At 70.1% G+C, this 25,279-nt stretch carries 22 protein-coding genes, 1 tRNA gene and 1 pseudogene; 19 read left to right on the plus strand and 5 right to left on the minus strand.

The genetic code is table 11. From position 1 onward, the window contains the following. The coding region (locus tag JHN63_RS22805) for a DUF1772 domain-containing protein (protein WP_200683187.1) at positions 1-414 on the minus strand (414 nt) is incomplete at its 3' end. A gap of 169 nt (positions 415-583) precedes the next feature. Here JHN63_RS22805 and JHN63_RS22810 point away from each other — a divergent pair. The 6 genes from JHN63_RS22810 (at position 584) to JHN63_RS22835 (ending at position 7,753) form a co-directional block, all read left to right on the plus strand. Beyond that, positions 584-1,177: an ABATE domain-containing protein gene (locus tag JHN63_RS22810; protein ID WP_200683195.1), complete on the plus strand. Its 594-nt coding sequence runs from the start codon at positions 584-586 to the stop codon at positions 1,175-1,177. Positions 1,178-1,506: 329 nt separating this feature from the next. Then, a complete protein-coding gene (locus JHN63_RS22815) occupies positions 1,507-2,028 on the plus strand; it encodes a sigma-70 family RNA polymerase sigma factor (RefSeq protein ID WP_019056398.1) in 522 nt (173 codons plus the stop codon). A 38-nt stretch (positions 2,029-2,066) separates the two neighbouring features. Next, positions 2,067-2,828, plus strand: coding sequence for an anti-sigma factor (locus JHN63_RS22820; RefSeq protein ID WP_200683197.1), 762 nt, complete (start codon positions 2,067-2,069; stop codon positions 2,826-2,828). Between the two features lie 163 nt (positions 2,829-2,991). Then, entirely contained in the window at positions 2,992-5,307 is a 2,316-nt protein-coding gene (locus JHN63_RS22825) for a UvrD-helicase domain-containing protein (protein ID WP_200683199.1), read from the plus strand. A 330-nt stretch (positions 5,308-5,637) separates the two neighbouring features. Next, entirely contained in the window at positions 5,638-7,065 is a 1,428-nt protein-coding gene (locus JHN63_RS22830) for an NAD-dependent malic enzyme (RefSeq protein ID WP_200683201.1), read from the plus strand. A 406-nt stretch (positions 7,066-7,471) separates the two neighbouring features. After that, positions 7,472-7,753 carry an HU family DNA-binding protein gene (locus JHN63_RS22835; protein ID WP_019056394.1) on the plus strand — a complete coding sequence of 94 codons (282 nt, stop codon included), beginning with the start codon at positions 7,472-7,474 and terminating at the stop codon, positions 7,751-7,753. Positions 7,754-7,989: 236 nt separating this feature from the next. Here the strand turns inward: JHN63_RS22835 and murA are convergent, their stop codons facing one another. Then, positions 7,990-9,336, minus strand: a complete 1,347-nt coding sequence (gene murA / locus JHN63_RS22840) for a UDP-N-acetylglucosamine 1-carboxyvinyltransferase (protein ID WP_019065962.1) — start codon at positions 9,334-9,336, stop codon at positions 7,990-7,992. 254 nt (positions 9,337-9,590) lie between these two features. Between murA and JHN63_RS22845 the strand changes: the two genes are divergently transcribed. From JHN63_RS22845 to JHN63_RS22895, 11 genes are all read left to right on the plus strand, one after another. Continuing rightward, the gene (locus JHN63_RS22845) at positions 9,591-10,166 is read left to right on the plus strand and encodes a YqgE/AlgH family protein (protein WP_200683203.1); all 576 of its coding nucleotides are present in this window, start codon (positions 9,591-9,593) and stop codon (positions 10,164-10,166) included. A 70-nt stretch (positions 10,167-10,236) separates the two neighbouring features. Then, entirely contained in the window at positions 10,237-10,524 is a 288-nt protein-coding gene (locus tag JHN63_RS22850) for a DUF3039 domain-containing protein (protein WP_026178118.1), read from the plus strand. A 283-nt stretch (positions 10,525-10,807) separates the two neighbouring features. Beyond that, positions 10,808-12,103: an extracellular solute-binding protein gene (locus JHN63_RS22855; RefSeq protein WP_200683205.1), complete on the plus strand. Its 1,296-nt coding sequence runs from the start codon at positions 10,808-10,810 to the stop codon at positions 12,101-12,103. Positions 12,104-12,107: 4 nt separating this feature from the next. Then, the gene (locus JHN63_RS22860; RefSeq protein ID WP_234477558.1) at positions 12,108-12,989 is read left to right on the plus strand and encodes a carbohydrate ABC transporter permease; all 882 of its coding nucleotides are present in this window, start codon (positions 12,108-12,110) and stop codon (positions 12,987-12,989) included. Beyond that, positions 12,986-13,831, plus strand: a complete 846-nt coding sequence (locus JHN63_RS22865; protein WP_200683207.1) for a carbohydrate ABC transporter permease — start codon at positions 12,986-12,988, stop codon at positions 13,829-13,831. The genes JHN63_RS22860 and JHN63_RS22865 overlap by 4 nt, the downstream gene beginning before the upstream one ends. A gap of 1 nt (position 13,832) precedes the next feature. Then, positions 13,833-15,473, plus strand: a complete 1,641-nt coding sequence (locus JHN63_RS22870) for a beta-N-acetylhexosaminidase (protein ID WP_200683214.1) — start codon at positions 13,833-13,835, stop codon at positions 15,471-15,473. A gap of 234 nt (positions 15,474-15,707) precedes the next feature. Then, on the plus strand, positions 15,708-16,601 hold the full coding sequence (locus tag JHN63_RS22875; RefSeq protein ID WP_200683216.1) for a xanthine dehydrogenase family protein subunit M: 894 nt from the start codon (positions 15,708-15,710) through the stop codon (positions 16,599-16,601). Continuing rightward, the gene (locus JHN63_RS22880) at positions 16,598-18,217 is read left to right on the plus strand and encodes a 2Fe-2S iron-sulfur cluster-binding protein (protein WP_200683218.1); all 1,620 of its coding nucleotides are present in this window, start codon (positions 16,598-16,600) and stop codon (positions 18,215-18,217) included. The genes JHN63_RS22875 and JHN63_RS22880 overlap by 4 nt, the downstream gene beginning before the upstream one ends. Next, positions 18,214-20,547, plus strand: a complete 2,334-nt coding sequence (locus tag JHN63_RS22885) for a molybdopterin cofactor-binding domain-containing protein (RefSeq protein WP_200683225.1) — start codon at positions 18,214-18,216, stop codon at positions 20,545-20,547. The genes JHN63_RS22880 and JHN63_RS22885 overlap by 4 nt, the downstream gene beginning before the upstream one ends. A 33-nt stretch (positions 20,548-20,580) precedes the next feature. Continuing rightward, a complete protein-coding gene (locus JHN63_RS22890; protein WP_200683227.1) occupies positions 20,581-21,117 on the plus strand; it encodes an AAA family ATPase in 537 nt (178 codons plus the stop codon). Between the two features lie 199 nt (positions 21,118-21,316). Further along, complete coding sequence (locus JHN63_RS22895; RefSeq protein ID WP_200683229.1) at positions 21,317-22,504, plus strand: SUKH-4 family immunity protein; 1,188 nt, start codon at positions 21,317-21,319, stop codon at positions 22,502-22,504. 27 nt (positions 22,505-22,531) lie between these two features. Here the strand turns inward: JHN63_RS22895 and JHN63_RS22900 are convergent, their stop codons facing one another. Further along, the gene (locus JHN63_RS22900) at positions 22,532-23,128 is read right to left on the minus strand and encodes a DUF4328 domain-containing protein (protein WP_200683231.1); all 597 of its coding nucleotides are present in this window, start codon (positions 23,126-23,128) and stop codon (positions 22,532-22,534) included. A 172-nt stretch (positions 23,129-23,300) separates the two neighbouring features. Beyond that, complete coding sequence (locus JHN63_RS22905; RefSeq protein WP_200683239.1) at positions 23,301-23,681, minus strand: antibiotic biosynthesis monooxygenase; 381 nt, start codon at positions 23,679-23,681, stop codon at positions 23,301-23,303. Between the two features lie 113 nt (positions 23,682-23,794). Here JHN63_RS22905 and JHN63_RS22910 point away from each other — a divergent pair, with 113 nt between their 5' ends. Continuing rightward, positions 23,795-24,691, plus strand: a complete 897-nt coding sequence (locus JHN63_RS22910) for an aminoglycoside phosphotransferase family protein (protein ID WP_200683241.1) — start codon at positions 23,795-23,797, stop codon at positions 24,689-24,691. 62 nt (positions 24,692-24,753) lie between these two features. Here the strand turns inward: JHN63_RS22910 and JHN63_RS22915 are convergent. Beyond that, positions 24,754-24,828 (minus strand) — tRNA-Cys (locus JHN63_RS22915). A 188-nt stretch (positions 24,829-25,016) separates the two neighbouring features. Here JHN63_RS22915 and JHN63_RS22920 point away from each other — a divergent pair. After that, positions 25,017-25,279 (plus strand): annotated as a pseudogene (locus tag JHN63_RS22920) (MFS transporter); the annotation flags it as partial.

Raw genomic sequence — 25,279 nt, forward strand, 5'->3', positions numbered from 1 at the left:
CGCCCCCTCGAACCGCGCCCGCGCCACCCCCACATCCGCCGTGTCCGCAAGCCGGTCGTTCAGGGGAATGTTGAAGGCGACCGTCACGAGGAACGCCAGCGTGTACGCGGCCAAGGCCGCCCACACCCACCCCCGGTACGGCCTCCCGCGTGCCTGCCACGCCGATGTCGCCGTCAGCAGCAGCGCGCCCATGAAGCTCAGGAAGAACACCGGGTTCTGGATCACGTCGTTGATGTTGCGCATCACCTCGACGAACACCCGGTCGTCGCTGCGCGCCAGCGCCGGCATCACCGCGCAGGCGAAGACGTAGAAGACCCCGGCGATCAACCCCATCGCGACCGTGGCCGCACCCAGTACCCAACCCGCTGTGCCGGTCCCGGTCTCGGCCCCGTTCTCGTTCTTGTTCTCTGTCATGCCCTTCAGTCAACGGACCCCGCACCCGCGCCGACATCGCCGAGACGCGCACGCGCATACGCGGCCGTCCACGCGCGCTCGGTACGAGGGGTTCCGGCCGCGCGAGCGGGCAGGCACTGTAGGGGGAACGGTTCCCCTACCGGGGTAATCCCTAGGCGGTGACAGGCACATGGCACTGGGTTCGACCATGGTCCCGTACGAGCTGCGCTTCGACGCCGGGCGAATCTGTCTGGATCTCCTCGCGACCACGCACCCCGAGGAACGGCTCGACGCACCGGAGCCGTTGTGTGCGTGGATCGTCCGCTCGGGACTCGTCCCGGCGGGCACCCCGCTCGCGCACGTCGACTCCGCCTGGCTTGTCGGGTTTCGTGAACTTCGGGGGCAGGTGAGCCAGTTGGTCCGCAGCAAGGCGGACGCCGACAGCCGGCCGTACGAACTCGCCCTCGCCCACGTCAACGACCTCGCCCGCGCCGCGCCCCCGGCCCCCCGTGCCGTACGCGACGAAGAGGGCGCGCTGGTGCGGCAGTTGGACGGTCCGCCGGAGTGTGCCGCGCTGCTCGCGGTGATCGCCAGGGACGCGGTGGAGCTGCTCACCGATCCGGTCGCCCGGGCCTCGCTCAGGGAGTGCGCGGGGGACAACTGCCCGATCGTCTACCTCGACACGTCCCGGGGGCGGCGGAGGCGCTGGTGCTCCAGCGAGGTGTGCGGGAACCGCGAAAGAGTGGCCCGGCACCGACGGCGCGCGGCCCTCGCCCGAGCCTGAGAATCCCATATGCGGCTTCTGTGACATGACGGCACGTCAATTGTCGAAGTGATTTCGACAACAGTGCGTTTCAGTTCGACGGGCCGCGGGCAGCTCGCGCGATCTTGCTCGTGTGGTGGAAATGTAAAGATCGTACGGTGGGAATGTGCACTCATGTCCCGCTCGTCACGTCACTTCCAAGAAAACTGTCGCCTCACGTTGAACACTCGCCCACCCGGCCGCGTACCTCTCCCTGAGCGACCGACTGGGGGAACCCCCGGACACCGGAGGTGGGCGTGCGCAAGGATTCCGTCGTGGCCAATGAACACGCACCGAGGGCCCGACATCGCATGTCCCAGTCCTCGGAACCTGATGAGGAGCTGATGCGTGCCCTGTACCGAGAGCACGCCGGACCCTTGCTCGCCTATGTGCTGCGGCTCGTCGCCGGCGACCGGCAACGTGCCGAGGACGTGGTGCAGGAGACGCTCATCCGGGCCTGGAAGAACGCCGGCCAGCTCAATCGGGCGACCGGATCGGTACGACCCTGGCTTGTGACGGTGGCACGGCGCATCGTCATCGACGGTCACCGCAGCCGGCAGGCCCGGCCGCAGGAGGTGGACCCGTCGCCGCTGGAGGTCATCCCCGCGGAGGACGAGATCGACAAGGCGTTGTGGCTGATGACACTGTCGGACGCGCTGGACGACCTGACCCCGGCCCACCGGGAGGTGCTCGTCGAGACGTACTTCAAGGGGCGTACCGTCAATGAGGCGGCCGAGACGCTTGGCATCCCCAGTGGCACGGTGCGCTCAAGGGTGTTCTACGCCCTTCGATCGATGAAGCTTGCTCTGGAGGAGCGGGGGGTGACGGCATGAGCATTTACGGGGGATACGGAACGGGTAGTCCTGGTTCCATGCAGGGATCTCAGGGCTCGAACGAACACGAGACCGTCGGCGCTTACGCCCTCGGGATTCTCGATGACGCCGAAGCAACCGCTTTCGAGGCCCATCTCGCGACCTGTGAATGGTGCGCCCAGCAGCTCGACGAGCTGGCCGGGATGGAACCGATGCTGGCGGCGCTCGCGGATCTGCCGGGCTCCGGCACCCCCGCGATCGGCGAGTCCCTGTCCGCGAAACCCAGTCCACGACTGGTGGAGCGGCTTGTCGATGATGTCGGTGACCGTCGTGCGCAGAAGCGTCGGCGCAGTTTCTACATGATCGCGGCCGCGGCGGCCCTGATCATCGCGGGACCGCTGGCCGTCATCGCGGCCAACGGCGGCAACGACTCGGGCGGCAACAACAACCTTGCCGTGTCCACCGCCAAGACCACCTTCGACACTTTGTCCGACAAGGTCTCGGCCACGGACAAGACCACGAAGGTCACGGCGACCGTGGCGATGTCCAAGAAGGACTGGGGCACCCTCGGGGTCGTCGAGCTCAGCAACGTCAAGGGCCCGCTGAAGTGCTCCCTGATCGCCGTCGGCAAGAACGGCGAACGCGAGACGATGAGCTCCTGGTCGGTCCCGGCCTGGGGTTACGGCATCGCCAACGCCACCAAGGCGGAGGCCAAGAGCCCGCTCTACGCCCAGGGCGGCGCGGCCTTCACGCCGAACGAGATCGACCACTTCGAGGTCATGACCTTCGACGGCAAGAAGCTCGTGGCGGTGGACGCGTAAAGCACGTAACAACCGGCCGGTTGTGGTGTGTGGGGCCCGGAACGCGGAAGGTGCGCGTGCCGGGCCCCGCGTCTTTGTCAAGATCCACCGGGCAGGCCCCTCGCTACGGAGGCCTTTTTTCGCGTACGGTTGACGGCTGCCCAGCACGTCAGAAGGGGGCCCGGTGGCCGCACAGGCTCAACAGGAGACCGCGCTCGACACGGTGTCCGACAAATCCGCCCAGGATTCGCTACGGGACCGGGAGATCAGCGTCGAACAGGCACACCTGGACCGGGTGTACCGGCGGCTCGAGGAGAAGATCCACGAGGCAGAGTTCCTCATGAACGACGCGGCCAAGCGCGGCCAGGTCGGCACACCCGGCGCGCTCGCCGAACGGGACGCACAGGTGTTCCGCGCCGGTATCCATCTCAACCGGCTCAACAACGAGTTCGAGGACTTCCTCTTCGGGCGGATCGACCTGCTGCTCGGGAAGGACGGCAAGAAGGGTCCCGACGGCGCCTACACCGCCGTGGAACCGGCCGAAGGCGCCGTGCGGGACGACGACGGCACCGCCGACATCGCCGAGACCCTGCACATCGGGCGGATCGGGGTCCTGGACTCCGAGTACGCGCCGCTGGTCATCGACTGGCGGGCGCCCGCCGCGGCGCCCTTCTACCGGTCGACGCCGGTCGATCCGGGGCGGGTCGTGCGCCGGCGCGTCATCCGGTCCAAGGGGCGGCGGGTCCTCGGGGTCGAGGACGACCTCATGCGTCCCGAGCTGACCGCCTTCCTCGAGGGCGAGCAGCTGGCCGTCATCGGCGACGGCGCCCTGATGGCCGCGCTCGGCCAGGCCCGCAGCCACACCATGCGCGACATCGTGGCGTCCATCCAGGCCGAGCAGGACCTGGTGATCCGCGCCCCCGCCGCCTCGGTGACGTACGTCGAGGGCGGCCCGGGCACCGGGAAGACGGCCGTCGCGCTGCACCGCGCCGCCTACCTGCTCTACCAGGACCGGCGCCGCTACGCGGGCGGCATCCTCATCGTCTCGCCGACCCCGCTGCTCGTCGCGTACACGGAGGGCGTCCTGCCGTCCCTCGGCGAGGAGGGCCAGGTCGCCATCCGGGCCATCGGCTCGCTGGTCGACGGCGCCGAGGCCACCCTGTACGACTCCCCGGCCGTGGCCCGCGCCAAGGGCTCGTACCGCATGCTCCGCGTGCTGCGGAAGGCCGCGCGCGGTGCCCTGGAAGCGAGCGAAGCGCCGTCCCGGCTGCGGGTCGTCGCCTTCGGTCGGCGGCTGGAGCTGGAGGCCGCCGAGCTGGAGCGGGTCCGGCAGAGCGCCCTCAGCGGTACGGCACCCGTCAACATGCTGCGGCCGCGCGCCCGCAAGCTGCTGCTGGACGCCCTGTGGGAGCGCTCCGGTTCGGCCGGCCGGCACACCGACCCCGAACTGGCCGCCGAACTGCGCTCGTCCTTCGACGAGGACATCGCGAGCGAGGACGACTTCATCGCGTTCCTCGACGCCTGGTGGCCCGAACTCACCCCGCGCGCCGTCCTGGAGTCCATGTCCGACGAGCGCAGGCTCGGCCGCTGGGCCCGGCGCATCCTCAATCCCAGCGAAGTCCGCCGGGTCGCCCGCGCCCTGAAGCGGGACGGCCTCTCGGTCCACGACGTGGCCATCCTCGACGAACTCCAGGCGATCCTCGGCACCCCGGCCCGCCCCCGCAAGCGGCGCGACCTGGACCCGCTGGACCAGCTCACCGGCCTGGAGGAGCTGATGCCCGTACGCGAGGAGTCGCAGCGCGAACGGGCCGAGCGGCTCGCCCAGGAGCGCGTCGAGTACGCCCACGTCATCGTGGACGAGGCCCAGGACCTCACCCCGATGCAGTGGCGCATGGTCGGCCGCCGCGGACGGCACGCCACCTGGACGGTCGTGGGCGACCCGGCCCAGTCCTCCTGGTCCGACCCCGACGAGGCGGCCGAGGCCCGCGACGAGGCCCTCGGCTCCCGCCCCCGCCGCCGCTTCACCCTCACGGTCAACTACCGCAACCCGGCCGAGATCGCGGAGCTGGCGGCGAAGGTCCTGGCCCTGGCGATGCCCGGCTCCGAGTCCCCGTCCGCGGTCCGCTCGACCGGAGTGAAACCTCACTTCGCCGTCGTACGGAACTCGTTGTCGGAGTCCGTCCGCGCGGAGGCCGCCCGGCTGCTCGACCAGGTCGACGGCACCGTCGGCGTGGTCGTCGCCATGAACCGCCGCGAGGAGGCCCGCCGTTGGCTCACCGGCCTCGGGGATCGCGTGGTGGCGCTCGGCAGCCTGGAGGCCAAGGGGCTCGAGTACGACGCGACCGTCGTCGTGTCGCCCGCGGAGATCGCCGACGAGTCGCCCGCCGGACTGCGGGTCCTGTACGTCGCCCTCACCCGCGCGACCCAGCAGCTCACGGTCGTCTCCGCCGAGCGGGACGAGCCGGACGCGAACGGGGTGCCGGACCTCCTCAGGGACTGATCGCAGGGTATGAGCGAGGGTGCTTTGTATGAACTCTCGGGATGGGAATGGTCTTACGGGATCTGTTTGTTAGCCTGGATGTGACACCGGCCCGATCCAAGCCCCCGGGCCCAACCTTCGTCGCTTCGAGCGACCACTTGCCGCGAGGCGAGCATGGCGGGTCGGTGTCATTGCTTGTCAGAGAGGCCTCCGTCACGGAAAAAGTGACGGGGGCCTCTTTTTCTCGCGAACAAAACGTTCGCAATCAGGGGCGGCTAACGCCTACCCGGCAGTAGGTGCGACCATCGGAGCGCGTACTCAGCTCAACGGTGAAAGCAGAGGAAGTCGGCCATGGCTACGGCGCCCAGCGTCTCCTACTCGATCACGGTCCGTCTGGAGGTGCCCGCCAGCGGAACGGCGGTGTCCCAGATCACCACGGCCGTGGAGTCCCACGGAGGCTCGGTGACCGGCCTCGACGTGACCGCCTCCGGCCACGAGAAGCTCCGCATCGACGTCACCATCGCGGCGTCCTCGACGGCCCACGCCGACGAGATCGTCCAGCAGCTGCGCGGCATCGAGGGCGTCACGCTGGGCAAGGTCTCGGACCGTACGTTCCTCATGCACCTCGGCGGCAAGATCGAGATGCAGTCCAAGCACCCGATCCGCAACCGTGACGACCTCTCCATGATCTACACCCCGGGCGTGGCCCGCGTGTGCATGGCGATCGCGGAGAACCCCGAGGACGCGCGCCGCCTCACCATCAAGCGCAACTCCGTCGCGGTCGTCACCGACGGCTCGGCCGTCCTCGGCCTCGGCAACATCGGCCCCAAGGCCGCGCTGCCGGTCATGGAGGGCAAGGCGGCCCTGTTCAAGCGGTTCGCCGGCATCGACGCCTGGCCGCTCTGCCTCGACACCCAGGACACCGACGAGATCGTCGCGATCGTCAAGGCCATCGCCCCGGGCTTCGCCGGCATCAACCTGGAGGACATCTCCGCGCCGCGCTGCTTCGAGATCGAGGCCCGGCTGCGCGAGGCCCTCGACATCCCCGTCTTCCACGACGACCAGCACGGCACCGCGATCGTCGTCCTCGCCGCGTTGACGAACGCGCTGCGGGTCGCCGGCAAGGGCATCGGAGACATCCGGGTCGTCATGTCCGGCGCGGGCGCGGCCGGTACGGCCATCCTCAAGCTGCTGCTCGCCGCCGGCGTGAAGAACGCGGTCGTCGCCGACATCCACGGTGTCGTGCACGCCGGCCGCGAGGACCTGGTGGACGCCAAGCCCGACTCGCCGCTGCGCTGGATCGCCGACAACACCAACCCCGACGGCCTCACGGGCACCCTGAAGGAGGCCGTGCGCGGCGCCGACGTCTTCGTCGGTGTCTCCGCCCCGAACGTCCTCGACGGCGCCGACGTGGCCGCGATGGCCGAGGGCGCGATCGTGTTCGCGCTCGCGAACCCGGACCCCGAGGTCGACCCGACGATCGCCCGTCAGACGGCGGCAGTTGTGGCCACGGGCCGCTCGGACTTCCCGAACCAGATCAACAACGTGCTGGTCTTCCCGGGTGTCTTCCGCGGTCTGCTGGACGCGCAGTCCCGCACTGTCAACACGGAGATGATGCTCGCCGCGGCGAGCGCACTCGCGAACGTGGTGACCGAGGACGAGCTGAACGCGAACTACATCATCCCGAGCGTCTTCAACGACAAGGTCGCCGGTGCGGTGGCCGGCGCGGTGCGCGACGCCGCGAAGGCCGCGGGAGCGGCGGCGCCCGCCGCGTCGTAGGGCCTCGATCGGTGGGTGTGGGGCGGTTGTGAGGATCGCCACGGCCGCCCGCACATCGGCGCGTCGCGGAACCCGGGGCCTCGGGCGGCCGTTTATCGTGGCGGCCAGGCTTCGGGCCTTTCCAGGCCCGGCCCTCGCTGCCGGGAGCCGACGGAGCGTCACCACGCTGATGCAGTGGCGCTCTTCGTGTGACTCCCACGGGTGTTCTCGCGACTCCTACGGGTGCCGGATTGGCTTTCCCGCCGCAGGTAGGGGCAGGATGCGTCTTCGGGCGCGAGGGTCTGGACGACGGACCCGGGTCCGGGGACTCACCGAGGACCCTGGCAGCATCGGCAGCACCGTGCCCGATATGCGGCTCCGCCGCGTGGCACGCCTCAAACGGCAAGAAGAACACGGGAGTAACAACATGAACCGCAGTGAGCTGGTGGCCGCGCTGGCCGACCGTGCCGAGGTGACCCGCAAGGACGCCGACGCCGTTCTGGCCGCGTTCGCCGAGACCGTCGGCGAGATCGTCTCCAAGGGCGACGAGAAGGTCACCATCCCCGGCTTCCTGACCTTCGAGCGCACCCACCGTGCCGCTCGCACCGCGCGCAACCCGCAGACCGGCGACCCGATCAACATCCCCGCCGGTTACAGCGTCAAGGTGTCCGCGGGCTCGAAGCTCAAGGAAGCCGCCAAGGGCAAGTAGGCCTTCGCGTACGCGACGGGACCGCGTACGAGGCACAGCAACGCGAATGGGGCGGCCACCCGGTCAGGGTGGCCGCCCCATCGTCGTACGCGAACTGCCTATCCGAGCGCCTTGCCCGGGAGTTCCACCTTCGCGCCCAGCTCGACGAGCTTCTCCATGCTGTGCCTACCCGGGGGATGACCCCCGGACCCCCAGCGGACAGGGGGTGCCCCGGCGCGGAGTGGCCCGGGCGAGGGTCAGCCGAGCGCCTTGCCCGGCAGCTCCACCTTCGCGCCCAGCTCGACGAGCTTCTCCATGAAGTTCTCGTAGCCGCGGTTGATGAGGTCGATGCCGTGGACGCGGGACGTGCCCTGGGCCGCCAGCGCCGCGATGAGGTACGAGAAGCCGCCGCGGAGGTCGGGGATGACCAGGTCGGCGCCCTGGAGGCGGGTCGGGCCCGAGACGACCGCCGAGTGCAGGAAGTTGCGCTGGCCGAAGCGGCAGTGCGAGCCGCCGAGGCACTCGCGGTAGAGCTGGATGTGCGCGCCCATCTGGTTCAGCGCGGAGGTGAAGCCGAGGCGGGACTCGTAGACCGTCTCGTGGACGATGGAGAGGCCGGTCGCCTGCGTCAGGGCGACGACCAGCGGCTGCTGCCAGTCCGTCTGGAAGCCGGGGTGCACGTCCGTCTCCAGCGCGATGGACTTCAACTGGCCGCCGGGGTGCCAGAAGCGGATGCCCTCGTCGTCGATCGCGAAGGCACCGCCCACCTTCCGGTAGGTGTTGAGGAACGTCATCATCGAGCGCTGCTGCGCGCCCCGGACGTAGATGTTGCCCTCGGTCGCCAGCGCCGCCGACGCCCAGGACGCGGCCTCGAGGCGGTCCGGGAGGGCCGCGTGGGTGTAGCCGCCGAGCGAGTCCACACCGGTGATGCGGATCGTCCGGTCGGTGTCCATGGCGATGATCGCGCCCATCTTCTGCAGCACGCAGATGAGGTCCTCGATCTCCGGTTCCACGGCCGCGTTGGCGAGTTCGGTGACGCCCTCCGCCAACACCGCGGTCAGCAGCACCTGTTCGGTGGCGCCCACGGACGGGTACGGCAGCTTGATCTTCGTGCCGCGCAGCCGCTGCGGAGCCTCCAGGTACTGGCCGTCCGCCCGCTTCTCGATCTTCGCGCCGAACTGCCGCAGCACCTCGAAGTGGAAGTCGATCGGCCGGCCGCCGATGTCACAGCCGCCGAGACCCGGGATGAACGCGTGCCCCAGCCGGTGCAGCAGCGGACCGCAGAACAGGATCGGGATGCGCGACGAGCCCGCGTGGGCATCGATGTCGGCGACGTTGGCGCTCTCGACGTGCGACGGATCGAGCACCAGCTCGCCCGGCTCCTCACCCGGACGGACCGTCACCCCGTGCAGTTGCAGGAGTCCGCGTACGACACGAACGTCACGGATGTCCGGTACGTTGCGCAGTCGACTTGGCTCACTGCCCAGCAGGGCGGCGACCATGGCCTTGGGTACGAGGTTCTTCGCACCGCGGACACGGATCTCGCCCTCCAGCGGGGTTCCGCCGTGGACAAGCAGTACGTCGTCTGAGCCGTTGACGGTCATGAATCTCGCGTTCCGTGGAGTTGGGCAGGGGCCGAAGACGTAAGCGTAATGGCCGCCCACCCCCCTTCAGAAAGCCCGAGGACCACTCAGCCACGTCATAGCTGTGTCACAACACGAACCGTTCTCAATCGGGCACATGGGGTCACCGGGCAGGGGGTGTGCGCGTAGGACGCTTCGGTGCGCCCTGAGCTGCGTTCACTCAGGTACCCGCATTGCCTCCCCCATCACGCGGAAGATGCGGGATCATGTCAGGCATGACCGAGGTGTCCTCGCTCACAGGGCGGTTGCTCGTGGCAACACCCGCCCTGGCGGACCCGAACTTCGACCGCGCGGTGGTGCTCCTTCTCGACCACGACGAGGAGGGCTCCCTCGGTGTCGTCCTCAACCGCCCGACCCCTGTGGACGTCGGCGACATCCTGGAGGGCTGGGGGGATCTCGCCGGTGAACCGGGAGTCGTCTTCCAGGGCGGCCCGGTCCAGTTGGACTCGGCCCTCGGCGTCGCCGTCATCCCGGGCGGCGCGTCGTCGACCGAGCGCGCCCCGCTCGGCTGGCGGCGGGTGCACGGCGCGATCGGACTCGTCGACCTGGAGGCCCCGCCGGAGCTGCTGGCCTCCGCGCTCGGCTCGCTGCGGATCTTCGCCGGGTACGCCGGCTGGGGACCCGGGCAACTGGAGGACGAACTGGTGGACGGCGCTTGGTACGTCGTCGAGTCGGAGCCCGGGGACGTGTCCTCGCCGGCCCCGGAGAGACTCTGGCGCGAGGTGCTGCGCCGCCAGCGCAGCGAGCTGGCGATGGTGGCGACGTATCCGGACGACCCCTCCCTGAACTAGAACGCCCCTTCCCCGAACGGAACGACCCTTGGCGGAACTGATGCCCGTGAGCTTCAGTACCCTTGGCCCTATGAGCACTCTTGAGCCCGAGCGCGGGACTGGTACGGGGACCCTCGTAGAGCCGACGCCCCAGGTGTCGCACGGCGACGGGGACCATGAGCGCTTCGCCCATTACGTCCAGAAGGACAAGATCATGGCGAGCGCCCTGGACGGCACTCCCGTGGTGGCGTTGTGCGGGAAGGTCTGGGTGCCGGGCCGCGACCCGAAGAAGTACCCGGTGTGTCCCATGTGCAAGGAGATCTACGAGTCCATGGGCTCGGGCGGTGACGGCGACAAGGGCAAGGGCGGCGACAAGTAGCCGCTGTGCCGGTCTGACTCCGGCTGGTCCGGCTTCGGCCGGTCCGACTTTCTGAGGCTCTCGGATTCTGAGGCCCTCGGGGCGCGCTTCGGTGCGCCCCGAGGGCCTTTTGCATGTTTCGACGACTTTTCGACGGCCTTTCGCGTGTCACGAAGTGGTTGAGACCTCTTGTGGCCGCGTTCATCCACTCCTTAATCTCCGTGGTGTTGTGCAGAGCGAAACGCCCATTGCATATGTTGCAACGCACGCCCGGATCACGCCCGGATTCCCGGAGGAACGCTCCATGAAGCTCGCCCCCCGATTCGCCGTACTCCTGGCAGCCGCCGCTGTCGTCGCCGGCTGCGCGCCCCAGACCTCCGACAACTCCGCCTCCGACAAGGACGAGACGAGCGGCACCCTGCGGGTGTGGCTCTTCCAGGAGGTCGGCAACGACCCGAAGGCCAAGGTCGTCGACTCCGTAGTGGCCGATTTCGAGAAGGCCCACAAGGGCACCAAGGTCGACGTCGAGTACATCCCGATCGACACCCGCGCCCAGCGCGTCAAGGCCGCCTTCAACGACCCGAAGTCCGCGCCCGACGTCATGGAGTACGGCAACACCGACACGGCCGGTTACGTCCACGACGGCGGACTCCTCGACGTCACCAAGGAGTTCGGCGCCTGGAGCGAGTCCAAGGACACCGACCCGACCGCGAAGCAGTCCGTCACGGTCGACGGCAAGCAGTACGGCTCCCCGTTCTACGTCGGCGTCCGCGCCCTGTACTACCGCACCGACGTCTTCAAGGACCTGGGCCTCCAACCCCCCAAGACCATGGCCGAGTTGGCGGCCACGGCCCGGAAGATCCACAAGGCGAAGTCCGACCTCTACGGCCTTGTCGTCGGCGGCGCCTACACCTACGGCGCGATGCCCTTCGTGTGGGCCAACGGCGGCGAACTCGCCACCGGCACGAACGGCACCTACACCTCGGCGATCGACAGTGCCGCCGCCCAGAAGGGCATCAAGGCCTACACCTCGCTCTTCACGAGCGACAACTGTCCCGCCGCCAAGTGCGCGGTGATGGGCGGCAACGACACGATCACCGCGTTCGCGGCCGGCAAGGCGGGCATGGCGATCGGCGGCGACTTCAGCCACAGCGCGGTCGAGGCGGGCAAGGTCAAGGGCAAGTACGCGGTCGTACCGCTGCCGGGTGTCGCGTCCGGGTCGGTCGCTCCCGCGTTCGCCGGGGGCAACAACATCGGTGTCCTGAAGAGCACTTCGCACCGCACGCTCGCGGTCGACCTCATGGAGCAGCTCACCTCGAAGGCGACACAGGCCTCGATGTTCGACGCGATGGGGTTCCTGCCCACGTACACCGACGTCCGTGACGCGGCCGCCGCGAAGGTGCCGTTCGAGAAGCCGTTCGTGCAGACCCTGGCCGCCGGCACCAAGTTCGTTCCCGCGTCGCCGGGTTGGTCCGAGATCGACTCCTCGCTCGTGCTGCCGACGATGCTCCAGGAGGTCATCAGCGGGAAGAAGAGCGTGGCGGCGGCCTCGAAGGACGCGGCGAAGAAGATGAACGACGCGTTCAGCTCCGCGGGTTGAGCGGATGCGTACGCGAACGACCTGGACCCCCTGGCTCTATCTCGCCCCGGCGCTTGCCGTCCTCGGCGGGTTGCTGGTCTACCCGATCTACCAGCTCGGCCTGATCTCGTTCTTCCAGTACACGCAAGCCCAGGTCAGTGGCGGCGAGCCGACGACCTTCAAGGGGTTCGGAAACTACGCGGAGTTGTTCTCCGACAGCCAGTTCTGGCAGGTGCTGCTGTCGACCGTGCTGTTCGCGGGGGCCTGTGTGGTCTCGACGCTCGCGGTCGGCTGCGCCCTCGCCGTACTGCTCACGCGCGTGCGTGCCGTGCCCCGACTCGTGCTGATGCTGGCCGCGTTGGGGGCGTGGGCGACACCGGCGGTGACGGGCTCGACGGTCTGGCTGCTGCTGTTCGACCCGGACTTCGGCCCGGTGAACCGCGTCCTGGGCCTCGGTGACCACTCCTGGACGTACGGCCGCCTCAGCGCGTTCTTCCTCGTCCTGCTCGAAGTGGTGTGGTGCTCCTTCCCGTTCGTGATGGTGACGGTCTACGCCGGCATCCGCGCGGTGCCCTCCGAGGTCCTGGAGGCCGCCGCCCTGGACGGTGCCTCGCAGTGGCGCATCTGGCGGTCGATCCTCACGCCGATGCTCCGGCCGATCCTGACCGTCGTCACCATCCAGTCCGTCATCTGGGACTTCAAGGTCTTCACCCAGATCTACGTCATGACCAACGGCGGCGGCATCGCGGGCCAGAACCTCGTCCTCAACGTGTACGCCTACCAACAGGCGTTCGCGTCCTCGAAGTACAGCCTCGGCTCGGCGATCGGCGTCGTCATGCTGCTGATGCTGCTCGCCGTCACATTGATCTATCTGCGCCTGCTCCGCAGGCAGGGGGAGGAGTTGTGAGGACGCTCCGCGGTTCTGTACGGCGGCCCTGGCGGCTCGCGGCCGAGGCCTCGGCGCTGCTGATCGCGGTCGTGGTCGCCTTCCCCCTCTATTGGATGGTGCTCAGCGCCTTCAAACCGGCCGGGGAGATCGAGTCGAGCGAGCCTCGGCCGTGGACGCTCGCGCCCTCTCTGGACTCGTTCCGACGCGTCTTCGGGCAGCAGGAATTCGGCCGTTACTTCGTCAACAGCCTTGTCGTGGCGGGCTCGGTGGTCATCGTCTCGGCGCTGATCGCCTTTCTCGCCGCGACGGCGGTGACGCGATTCCGGTTCCGCTTCCGGACCACCCTCCTGATCATGTTCCTGGTGGCCCAGATGGTGCCCGTGGAAGCGCTGACGATCCCGCTGTTCTTCACCATGCGGGGGCTCGGGCTGCTGAACACCCTGGGGTCGCTGATCCTGCCTCAGATCGCGTTCTCGCTGCCGTTCGCGATCTGGATGCTGCGGGGGTTCGTGAAAGCCGTACCGGACGCGCTGGAGGAGGCCGCGTACATCGACGGGGCGAGCCGGACGCGATTCCTGTGGCAGATCCTTTTCCCGCTCGTCTTCCCGGGGCTGGTCGCCACGAGCGTGTTTTCCTTCATCTCGGCCTGGAACGACTTCCTCTTCGCCAAGTCGTTCATCATCAGCGACACTTCCCAGTCGACCCTGCCGATGGCCCTCCTCGTCTTCTACAAGCCCGATGATCCGGACTGGGGCGGGGTCATGGCGGCCTCCACGGTGATGACGATTCCGGTGCTGGTGTTCTTCGTACTCGTACAGCGACGTCTGGTCTCGGGGCTGGGCGGAGCGGTTAAGGACTGACGTGACTTCAGAGACGGAACTGATTCCGGCGCCGAGCGGTGTCGCGTACGCGCTGCCCGGCGGGGGAGTGGGCTATGTCCTCGATGCCGGGACCGAGATCGACGCGGGCCCCGGCACCGAGCGGGTGGCGCAGTGGCTGCGGACCACCGTCGGCGCGGCGACCGGACTGCCCCTGTCACCTCACAAGGACAGCGGAAACCGCATCATGCTGCGCGTCGGCCCGGGCGAGTCCGACGACCCGGAGGCGTACACCCTGATCGTCGACGGGTACCTGGTCCACCTCTGGGGGGCCGATGAACCCGGGCTGTTCTACGCCGCCCAGACCCTCCGTCAACTCCTCGGCCCCGAGGCTTTCCGCCGCGCCCCGGTCACCTCGAAGCGCCGTTGGGAACTGCCCGCGGTCAGCATCCGCGACGCGCCCCGCTTCCGCTGGCGCGGCCTCATGCTCGACGTCGCCCGGCACTTCATGCCCAAGGAAGGCGTCCTGCGCTACCTGGATCTGATGGCGGCGCACAAACTCAACGTCTTCCACTTCCACTTGACGGACGATCAGGGCTGGCGCGTACAGATCAAGCGGTACCCCAGGCTGACCGAGATCGGCTCCTGGCGGGCGCGCACGAAATTCGGCCACCGTGCCTCCCCTCTGTGGGACGACAAGCCCCACGGCGGCTACTACACGCAGGACGACATCCGCGAGATCGTCGCCTACGCCGCCGAGCGGCATATCACCGTGGTCCCCGAAATCGACGTACCGGGACACTCGCAGGCCGCGATCGCCGCGTATCCGGAACTCGGCAACACCGACGTCACTGACACCAACTCCCTCTCCGTCTGGGACACCTGGGGCATCAACCCGAACGTACTGGCCCCCACTGACAACACCCTGCGCTTCTACGAGGGGGTGTTCGAGGAACTCCTGGAGCTGTTCCCCTCGGAGTTCATTCACGTCGGTGGCGACGAATGCCCCAAGGACCAGTGGAAGCAGTCGCCGACCGCGCAGGCGCGGATCGCGGAACTCGGGCTCGCGGACGAGGACGAGTTGCAGTCGTGGTTCATCCAGCACTTCGACAAGTGGCTCTCCGCGCGCGGGAGAAGGCTCGTCGGCTGGGACGAGATCCTGGAGGGCGGTCTCGCGGAGGGGGCCGTCGTGTCGTCCTGGCGCGGTTACGAGGGCGGGATCACCGCCGCCCGCGCGGGCCACGACGTCGTCATGTGCCCTGAGCAACATGTGTACTTGGACTGGCGACAGGCCCCCGGAGAGGACGAGCCGGTGCCGATCGCCCATGTGCGCACCCTGGAGGACGTCTACCGCTTCGAGCCGGTCCCGGAGGAGCTCGGCGAGGCCGAGGCCCGTCATGTGCTGGGCACGCAGGCCAACGTGTGGACCGAGGTGATGGAGGACCACGCACGCGTGGACTACCAGACGTTCCCCCGGCTCGCGGCGTTCGCCGAGGTCGCCTGGAGCGCCCTTCCGGCGCCCGCGGAACGGGACTTCGCCGACTTCGAGCGCAGGATGACCGCCCACTATCCGAGACTCGACGCCCTGGGGGTCGCCTACCGTCCGCCCGCCGGACCACTGCCGTGGCAGCGCCGCCCCGGAGTCCTCGGACGACCCAAGGACGGCCCGCCCCCGAACGCGTAGCGCCCAGAGCGGAAAAAGGCCCCAAGGGTCACCGATGAGTGGCAATCCACGCATGCCGGTGATGCCGTACGAAAACGGACCATCTCCCTGATGAGACGGGCGAATGCCTCCTAGCGGACCCCCGCGCTCGGGTCTTGCGAAGATGTGCCAGAGTTGCCACGTCCGCCCTGTCAGCACGTACCGTACGGCAGCAACAGGTGGGACCAGGTGGGGCAGCGGGAAGGGGCAGCCGGTTTGACCACGCACGCAGCGCAGGCGGGGCAGTCCGTCACGCTGCCCACGACGCTGGACGAGGCCGTGGCGGCGCTCACGGCCCTGCCCACGGCCGTTCCCGTGGCCGGTGGCACCGACCTCATGGCGGCCGTCAACTCGGGGCAGCTCAGGCCCAGCGCGCTGGTCGGTCTCGGCCGGATCAGCGAGATCCGCGGCTGGCAGTACCAGGACGGGCACGCACTGCTCGGCGCGGGGCTCACGCACGCCCGCATGGGCCGCCCAGACTTCGCCGCCCTCATCCCGGCGCTCGCCGCCTCCGCGCGTGCCGCGGGACCGCCGCAGATCCGCAACGCGGGCACCCTGGGCGGCAACATCGCCTCGGCCGCGCCCACCGGTGACGCGCTGCCCGTACTGGCCGCCCTGGAGGCGACGCTGATCATCGCGGGCCAGGGCGGAGCCCGCCGGGAGATCCCGGTGTCGCACCTCCTGGCCGGCGTGGAGATGCTGCGCGGCGGCGAACTCATCGGCTTCGTGCGCGTGCCCCTGCTGCACGCCCCGCAGGTCTTCCTGAAGGCCACCGGCCGGACCGGCCCCGGGCGCTCGGTCGCGTCCGTCGCGGTCGTCCTCGACCCCGCCCGGCGCGGGGTCAGGTGCGCCGTCGGAGCCATAGCGCCGATGCCGCTCAGACCGCTGGACGCCGAGCAGTGGGTGGCCCGGCTGATCGACTGGGACAACAGCCGCACGATCGTCCCCGAGGCCCTGAGCGCCTTCGGGGAGTACGTCGCCGCGGCCTGCATCCCCGACCCGGCACCGGCCGAGGACGGCTCCGTGGAACAGCTTCCGCCCGCGGTACTGCACCTGCGGCGCACCGTCGCCGCACTGGCCCGACGAGCACTCGGGAGGGCGCTGTCGTGACCGACGACCAGCACGGAGAGGGCACCCCCCAGGGCGGCGGACGCTGGGACCCGCTGCCCCAGGGCGACTACGACGACGGCGCGACGGCCTTCGTGAAACTCCCCGAAGGGGGCATCGACGCCCTCCTGGCCGCCCCGGGGCACGGCTATGTGCCGCCGCCCATAACGGCCACCCCCGGCTCGGACACCGACCCCTCGGACACCGGCTCCTGGGCCAGGCCCGCCGAGGGCGTCCAGTGGCCCGACCCGAACACCGCGCAGCAGCAGGGGACGTCCGGGGACGGCCGGTTCGCCTACCAGCCCGGGTCCACCGGCCAGTGGACCTTCCAGGACACCAACGCCCCGGACGCGGGCGCCGCCCCCGGTCGCGATGTGACCGGCGAGTGGTCGATCCCCGTGGCCGGCGGTGATCTCCCGGACGAATCGGGCGAGTTCACCACCTCGGCCCTGGTCGAGCAGTGGGGCGGCACCCCGCCGGCCACCCTGCCCGGCGGCGCGCCCGCCCCCTGGGCGACGGACGGCGCGGGCCAGAACTGGGCACAGCAGGCGTCCGGCGCGGACGTGGTGGAGCGGCCCGGCGAGCACACCGACGGGCGCGGCGTGGCCCACCCGGCCGACCCGTCCGGCGAGGTGTCGGCCCGCCCGTCCACCGAGGCGCCCCGGCAGCCGTACGGCGAACCCGGGGACCCGTACGCGCACGCCCGGACCGACGCCGCCGGCGACCCCTACGGCGACGCGCGCGCCGACCGCCACGACGACACCTCCGCCGAACTCGCCGCCGCCGACGCGCAGTCGGCTCGCGCGAGCGGCGGGGCGACCGACGGCGAAGGGGCCGCGGAGGGCGCTGAGGGGCCCGCTGAGCCGTCCGCGGCGGCCGACGCGGGCGAGGGCGCCGAAGACGCTCCGGAGGCCGCTGAGGCGCCCGTGACGGCTTCGGCCGCGGACCCGCGGGACGAGTCCGCCGAGCCCGCCCCGAAGATCCCCGGCGAGGAACACCCGCTCGCCTCCTACGTGTTGCGCGTCAACGGCGCCGACCGGCCCGTCACCGACGCCTGGATCGGCGAGTCACTGCTCTACGTGCTGCGCGAACGCCTCGGCCTCGCGGGCGCCAAGGACGGCTGCTCGCAGGGCGAGTGCGGAGCCTGCAACGTCCAGGTCGACGGACGGCTCGTCGCCTCCTGCCTGGTGCCCGCCGTCACCGCCGCCGGCTCCGAGGTCCGTACGGTCGAGGGCCTCGCCGTCGAGGGGCAGCCCTCGGACGTGCAGCGGGCGCTCGCCAAGTGCGGTGCCGTGCAGTGCGGTTTCTGCGTGCCCGGCATGGCGATGACCGTGCACGACCTCCTGGAGGGCAACCCCGCGCCCACCGAACTGGAGGCGCGCCAGGCCCTGTGCGGCAACCTGTGCCGCTGCTCCGGCTACCGGGGTGTCCTGGACGCCGTACAGGAAGTCGTCGCCGAGCGTGAGGCGCACGCCGCTGCCGCCGAACCTGAGTCGGACGGCGACGAGGCGCGTATTCCCCATCAGGCGGGCCCCGGAGCCGGTGGTGTCCACCAGTCGGCGTTCGAGTCCCCGCGCACGCAGGACCAGGCGTACGGCCAGGACGGAGGTCAGGCGTGAGCAACGAAGCCGCCACCGCGACCACGGAGGCCGCCCCCGCCCCGGAGCATCCGGGCCACGGCCTGGGCGCCTCGCTGCCGGCCGCCGACGCCCGCGCCAAGACCGAGGGCACCTTCCCGTACGCGGCCGACCTGTGGGCCGAGGGCCTCCTGTGGGCGGCCGTCCTGCGCTCGCCGCACCCGCACGCGCGCATCGTGTCCGTCGACACGTCCCACGCGCGCGACATGCCGGGTGTACGGGCCGTCATCACCCACGAGGACGTGCCCGGCAGGGACCGCTACGGCCGGGGCACGGCCGACCGCCCGGTCTTCGCCTCCGAGGTCGTACGTCACCACGGGGAGCCCATCGCGGCCGTCGCCGCAGACCATCCCGACACCGCGCGGATGGCCGCCGCGGCCATCATGGTCGAGTACGAAGTGCTCGACCCGGTGACCGACCCCGAGCAGGCCTTCGAGGCCGAGCCGCTGCACCCCGACGGCAACCTGATCCGGCACATCCCGCTGCGCCACGGCGACCCGGACGCGGCCGCCGACGTCGTCGTCGAGGGCCTGTACCGCATCGGCCGCCAGGACCCCGCCCCCATCGGCGCCGAGGCCGGTCTCGCCGTGCCCCGCCCCGACGGCGGCGTCGAGCTGTACATCGCCTCCACGGACCCGCACGCCGATCGCGACACGGCCGCCGCCTGCTTCGGCCTGGAGTCCGACCGCGTGAAGGTCGTCGTCACCGGCGTCCCCGGGGCCACCGCCGACCGCGAGGACCAGGGCTTCCAACTCCCGCTCGGACTGCTCGCGTTGAAGACCGGCTGCCCGGTCAAGCTCACCGCCACGCGCGAGGAGTCCTTCCTCGGCCACACCCACCGCCACCCCACGCTGCTGCGCTACCGCCACCACGCCGACGAGGACGGCCGCCTGGTCAAGGTCGAGGCCCAGGTGCTGCTCGACGCGGGCGCCTACGCCGACACCTCCTCGGAGGCCCTGGCCGCCGCCGTCTCCTTCGCCTGCGGCCCGTACGTCGTCCCGAACGCCTTCATCGAGGGCTGGGCCGTGCGCACCAACAACCCGCCCTCGGGACACGTCCGGGGCGAGGGCGCCATGCAGGTCTGCGCCGCCTACGAGGCGCAGATGGACAAGCTCGCCAAGAAGCTCGCGATGGACCCGGCCGAACTGCGCCTGCGCAACGCCATGGCCACCGGGGACGTCCTCCCGACCGGCCAGACGGTGACCTGCCCGGCGCCGGTCGCCGAACTCCTCCAGGCCGTACGGGACTTCCCGTTGCCGCAGCTCCCCAAGGACACCCCCGAGGACGAGTGGCTGCTGCCCGGCGGCCCCGAGGGCGCGGGCGAACCGGGCGCGGTGCGCCGGGGCGTCGGCTACGGCCTCGGCATGGTCCACATGCTCGGCGCGGAGGGCGCGGACGAGGTCTCCACGGCCACCGTGAAGGTCCACGACGGCATCGCGACCGTCCTGTGCGCGGCCGTCGAGACCGGCCAGGGCTTCACCACACTCGCCCGCCAGATCGTCCAGGAGACCCTCGGTATCGACGAGGTGCACGTCGCCCCCGTGGACACCGATCAGCCGCCCGCCGGCCCTGGTTGCCGCGGACGTCATACCTGGGTATCGGGCGGCGCGGTCGAACGGGCCGCGAAAATGGTCCGCACCCAGCTCCTCCAGCCCCTGGCGCACAAGTTCGGGATGTCGACCGAGCTGCTCCAGATCACCGACGGCAAGATCACCTCGTACGACGGCGTCCTGTCGACGACCGTCACCGAGGCCCTGGACGGCAAGGAACTGTGGGCCACCGCCCAGTGCCGCCCGCACCCGACCGAGCCTCTTGACGAGGCCGGTCAGGGCGACGCCTTCGTAGGGCTCGCGTTCTGCGCGATCCGCGCGGTCGTCGACGTGGACATCGAACTGGGCTCCGTACGGGTCGTCGAGTTGGCCCTCGCCCAGGACGTCGGCCGCATCCTGAACCCGACCCAGCTGGTCGCCCGTATCGAGGGCGGTGTCACCCAGGGTGTGGGTATCGCGCTGACGGAGAACCTGCGCACCGCGCGGGGGTTGATCCGCCATCCCGACCTCACCGGCTACGCCCTGCCCACCGCCCTGGACACCCCCGACATCAAGATCGTGAAGCTCGTCGAGGAGCGTGACGTGGTCGCCCCCTTCGGGGCGAAGGCGGTCAGCGCGGTACCGGTGGTCACGTCTCCCGCGGCGATCGCCGCCGCCGTGCGCGCCGCGACGGGCCGCCCGGTGAACCGGCTGCCGATCCGCCCGCAGGCGGCGGTGGTGACGGCGACGGCCGAGCAGCAGTACGGGCAGTACGGCTACTAGGCGGCGGGTCCCGGAAGGCAGTCGAGGGTGTTCATGGGCGTGTTCGAGGGGGTCGTCCTCATCACGGGCGTGATGGCCGCCGGCAAGTCGACGGTCGCGCAGGCGCTCGCGGAGAGGTTGCCGAGGGCGGCGCACGTCCGGGGTGACGCCTTCCGCCGGATGATCGTCTCGGGGCGCGAGGACTACGTCCCCGGTGCCGGCGGCGAGGGCGAGTCCCAACTCCGGTTGCGGTACCGGCTGTCGGCGGCCACGGCGGACGCGTACGCGGAGGCAGGTTTCACGGCGGTCGTCCAGGACGTGGTGCTGGGACCGGAGTTGCCGGCGTACATCGACCTGATCCGCACCCACCCCCTGCATGTGATCGTCCTCGCACCGACCCCGGCGGCCGTGACGGCACGGGAGGCGGGCCGGGCGAAGAAGGGCTACGGCGCTTGGACGGTCGAGGAGTTGGACGCCGGGCTGCGGACGGGGACCCCGCGCATCGGCCTGTGGCTGGACAGCTCCGGGCTGACGGTGGGGGAGACGGTGGACGCGATCATCGAGGGACGGGAACGTTCGCGGGTGGTCTGAGCGTCTGAGGGGGTGAGGACGTTTCGGACGATTCGCGTCCTCCGCTGCCCTGCGCGACGTCGGAGATGCGTTTCCGATCCGCCTCCGATGCGTTTTCGCTGGTCAGGGCGATTGTCAGTGGTGCCGCGTAGTGTTTTGGGCAGTGGGGAGACAGCGGGACACTGGTGGCACACGGGGAAGATTCATGCACGGGGGACCAATGAGCAGGACCGACGTCGCGCAGGGCTACGGCTCCACGGCGATCACGATCACTTTGACCGAGGACGACCTCGATCCGTACATCACGCACGCGTCGACGCGCCGCTGGCTGACAGGTCCCGGACTGCCGGGCGACAGCGCCCTGTTGACGTTCGAGGAGCTGCGCAGGGCGGGCCTGCGGACGGTGGCGGACTCGCTGGGCGACCCCGGCCCGCTCGCGGAGGAACTTCGGGACCAGCTGGTCATAGGCGCGCTCTGGGGACCCGACGGCGGGGAGGCGGAGTCGATCCTGCTGGACGGCGAGACGGGCGAGATCGCGACGACGTACTTCTTCCACGACCGCCCCGACCTGATGGAGACCGGCCCGCTGGCCCCGTCGATCGAAACGCTGACCCGCTTCACGGAGACGACGGACGAACTGACGCACCTGCGCGGCCAGTTCGCGTCCTACGAGGGCCGGCGCGGCCCGAAGACGGCGGCGGAGGCGTCACGCCGGCTCCTCGCGGTGTTCGAGTCGGAGACGGACGGCGAGGTGCCCCCGTTCTGGAAGGCGGCGGCCCTGATCCGCCCGCTCGCCCTGGTCGCGGGTCCGGGCACCACATCGGGGCTGACGCTCGACATCCCGGCCCGTCTGCTGGACCAGGAGTTCGGCCACGGCACGGTCGCGCGCTTCGAAGAGGTCGACTTCCCCGCCACGCTCACCCACGAACCGACCCGCCGCTTCCTGCGCGAGACGGGCCTGCCCGAGGACGCGTTCCTCTTCCACCTGGACACGGACGTCCCGCTCCCCACCCTCACCGAGTTCTACGAGGACGCGCCCACCGAGGAACTCCCGCCCCGCGCCGACCAGTTGATCCGCCTCGGCTATCTCCTGGAGGACAACAGCCTGGTGGTGGACGGCGCGACGGGCGAGATCCTGACCTGGAGCGAGCCGGAAGGAACGCTGGCTCCCCTCAACACGGACGTCTCGACCCTCGCCTTCACCCTCTGGCTGCTCCACCGCGAGAAGACGATCGACGCGGACCTGTCGGGCGAGCTGACGGCAGAGGCGTACGACCAGTTGGCGACGACGATGCTCCAGACGCTGTCGTCGGTGGACCCGACAGGACGTGCCGCGCGGACGGCCGGCGGCGGCCACCCGCACTACTGGACGGAGGCGTTCCAGGACGAGGCGGGCGGGGTGCTGTGACGCGTACGTGGCTGTAGGGCGGTCGGCTCATGCCTGGGTGAGGGATTCGGCGGGGACGACGGCATCGAGTGCGGCGTCCTGCAACGCCGTGATGCGCTCGATCACGAGCCCTGCCAGCACGGCCGCCGCGAGCATGAGGACCTCTTCCACCACGAGGAGGACCATCGAGCCCGGAGCCAGCCGCCCCGCGATCACGAGCACCAGCGAGTGCGTGATCCAGGCGGCCCACCAGGCGTTCACCAAGGTCGTGTCCCGCTTCGCGTCCCACGACGCCGAGCTCGCGCGACCGATGTCGAGGACGACCTTGCGAGGGACGAAGAAGTGGGCGAGCGGAACGAACCACATGCCGATCGTCCGGCCCCGACTCGGCACGGAGGCCTCGGGCGACAACTCCTCGGCGTTGCGCCGGGCTTGGGCGAGCCACACGAGGAACAGCACGATCGCGAGGGTCGTCACATAGACGAAGACCATGGAGACGAGGCCCGACTCGGACGCGTCGGTGTCGTGCAGGTAGTGATCCCGTACCGCCACCGCGCGGAACACGTCCGTCACGGCGGCCGCGGCTATCGCCGTCTGCGCGGAACGGACAAGGAGCCGGGGGGCTTTGCGGGCGGTACTCGTCATCGTCTGCTGGCCTGTCTCGGGGGCGTGTGCGGCTGCGGCGGAGTGCCACGGTGGAGGGCCGCGGCTGAGTGATCATAGGGTCTGGTGGCCGTACGTGCGTACGATTTCCGGCCCCTTACTGGTCGGGAATCACCGCGGGCGGAGTCCGGCCGGTCAGCTCGCCGTCGGCCGGTCAGCCCGCTGCCGCACTCGGCGGGACCTGCGCCCGAACGAACCCGTGACTGCGCTCCACCTTCGCCACATGCAGCGTGTAGCTCTGGTACCACTCGGCCTGCCCGCGCTTCTGCGCCGCACGGTGCTCGGTGTTGGTCCGCCACTCCGTGAGGGCGTCGGCGTCGCGGAAGTACCCGACGGTGATGCCCAGCCCACCCGGAGTCTGGGCGTGGTCCATCCCCAGGAACCCGGGAATGTCCTTCACGAGCTCTTCCATACGTGCGTTGGTCTCGCGGTAGTCGCTCTGCTCCTGGGTGCGCACGGTGGTGAAGACAGCCGCGTAGTACGGGGGTTCAAAGGCCTCGACGGGTGCGATGGGCACCTCGGAGTGGTCGCTCATGGCGGCACTGTAAAGGAGACGCCGAACTCATCAAGGAATACAGGCCAGTTGAGGCCCCGCGCCACACCGGGGCTGCCGGTCCGCCGCCTGTCGTCTCGGTACTGTGACGTCGCATGACCGACACCGAGATCGAGATCACCGAAGACCTGGTCCGCGAACTGCTGCACGAGCAACACCCGGACCTTGCGGGGCTGGCCGTCCGTGAGGTGGCGGGCGGCTGGGGCAACCAGATGTGGCGCCTCGGGGACGAGTTGGCCGTACGCATGCAGCGCATGGATCCCACCCCGGAACTCCAGCTCAAGGAGCGGCGATGGCTCCCCGTGCTGGCTCCGCGCCTGCCGCTCCCGGTGCCGACCCCGGTGCGGTTCGGTGAACCGTCCGAACGCTTCCCCAAGCACTGGACCGTGATGACATGGGTTCCCGGCGAGCCGCTGGACCACGGCTCGATCAGCCGCGGCGCCCACGCGGCCGACACGCTGGCGGGTTTCCTCCGGGCGCTCCATGTGGGGGCACCCGCCGACGCGCCGATCGCCACGGACCGCGGCGCCCATCCCAAGGACTGCACGGAAGGCTTCGAGAACTTCCTCCGGGCCGTCGCCCCCGACGACATCGCCGCCGACGTCCGGGCCGTCTGGGCCGACGCGGTCACGGCCCCCGAGTGGGAGGGCCCGTCGGTGTGGGTGCACGGCGACCTCCACCCCGCGAACGTCGTCGTCTCGGACGGAACGCTCTCGGGCATCGTGGACTTCGGCGCCCTGTTCGCCGGCGATCCGGCGTGGGACCTCGCCGCCGCATGGCTGCTGCTCCCCGCGGGCACGGCCTCACGCTTCTTCGACACGTACGCCCACGCGGACGAGGCGACGATCCGACGCGCCCGCGGACTGGCCGCCATGAAGAGCCTCTTCCTGCTCCTCATGGGGCAGAACGGAGACCGGGGCCTGCCCGGCGGCAAACCGCACTGGGGACCTCTGGGCCGATCGGCACTTGATCGTGTTCTGCGGGACCTCTGACGAGAGCCCCCGGCGGGCGAAAGCCTCGCCCGCCCCAGGAACACGCGGATCAGACGTACGGGTGGAGGCCGTGGCGGGAATCGAACCCGCGTAACTCGCTTTGCAGGCGAGTCCCTAAACCACTCGGGCACACGGCCGTGTTCGGTGAGTTGACCGTAGGGGCGGGTGGTGGGTCCGGGCAAGGGCGTCGGGGGTGGTGCAACGGGACTGCCATGCCGCGTTCATGAACGGTGGGGCGGGGGCTCCGGTCGTACGACCAAGGTCTCAGTGGTGGACCGTCTTCCGACAGGGGTCAACCCGGGCTGTGGACCTTACGCTGGCGGGCATGACCGTCCTTGAACCTCGTGACGCCGGTGTCACGGATACCGCCCCTGACCTGGCCGACGAGTGCGACGACTCCGTGTTGGGGCGCTCGCATCGGGCGCTCAGTGTCGGGATCGTGTCCGTCGTTCTGCTGATCGCCTTTGAGGCCACGGCAGTTGGGACGGCGATGCCGGTTGCCGCTCGGGAGCTGGGCGGGGTGTCGTTGTACGCGTTCGCGTTCTCCGGGTACTTCACCACCAGCCTGTTCGGGATGGTGTTCGCCGG

The organism is Streptomyces sp. MBT65, assembly GCF_016612545.1.
Lineage (GTDB): Bacteria > Actinomycetota > Actinomycetes > Streptomycetales > Streptomycetaceae > Streptomyces.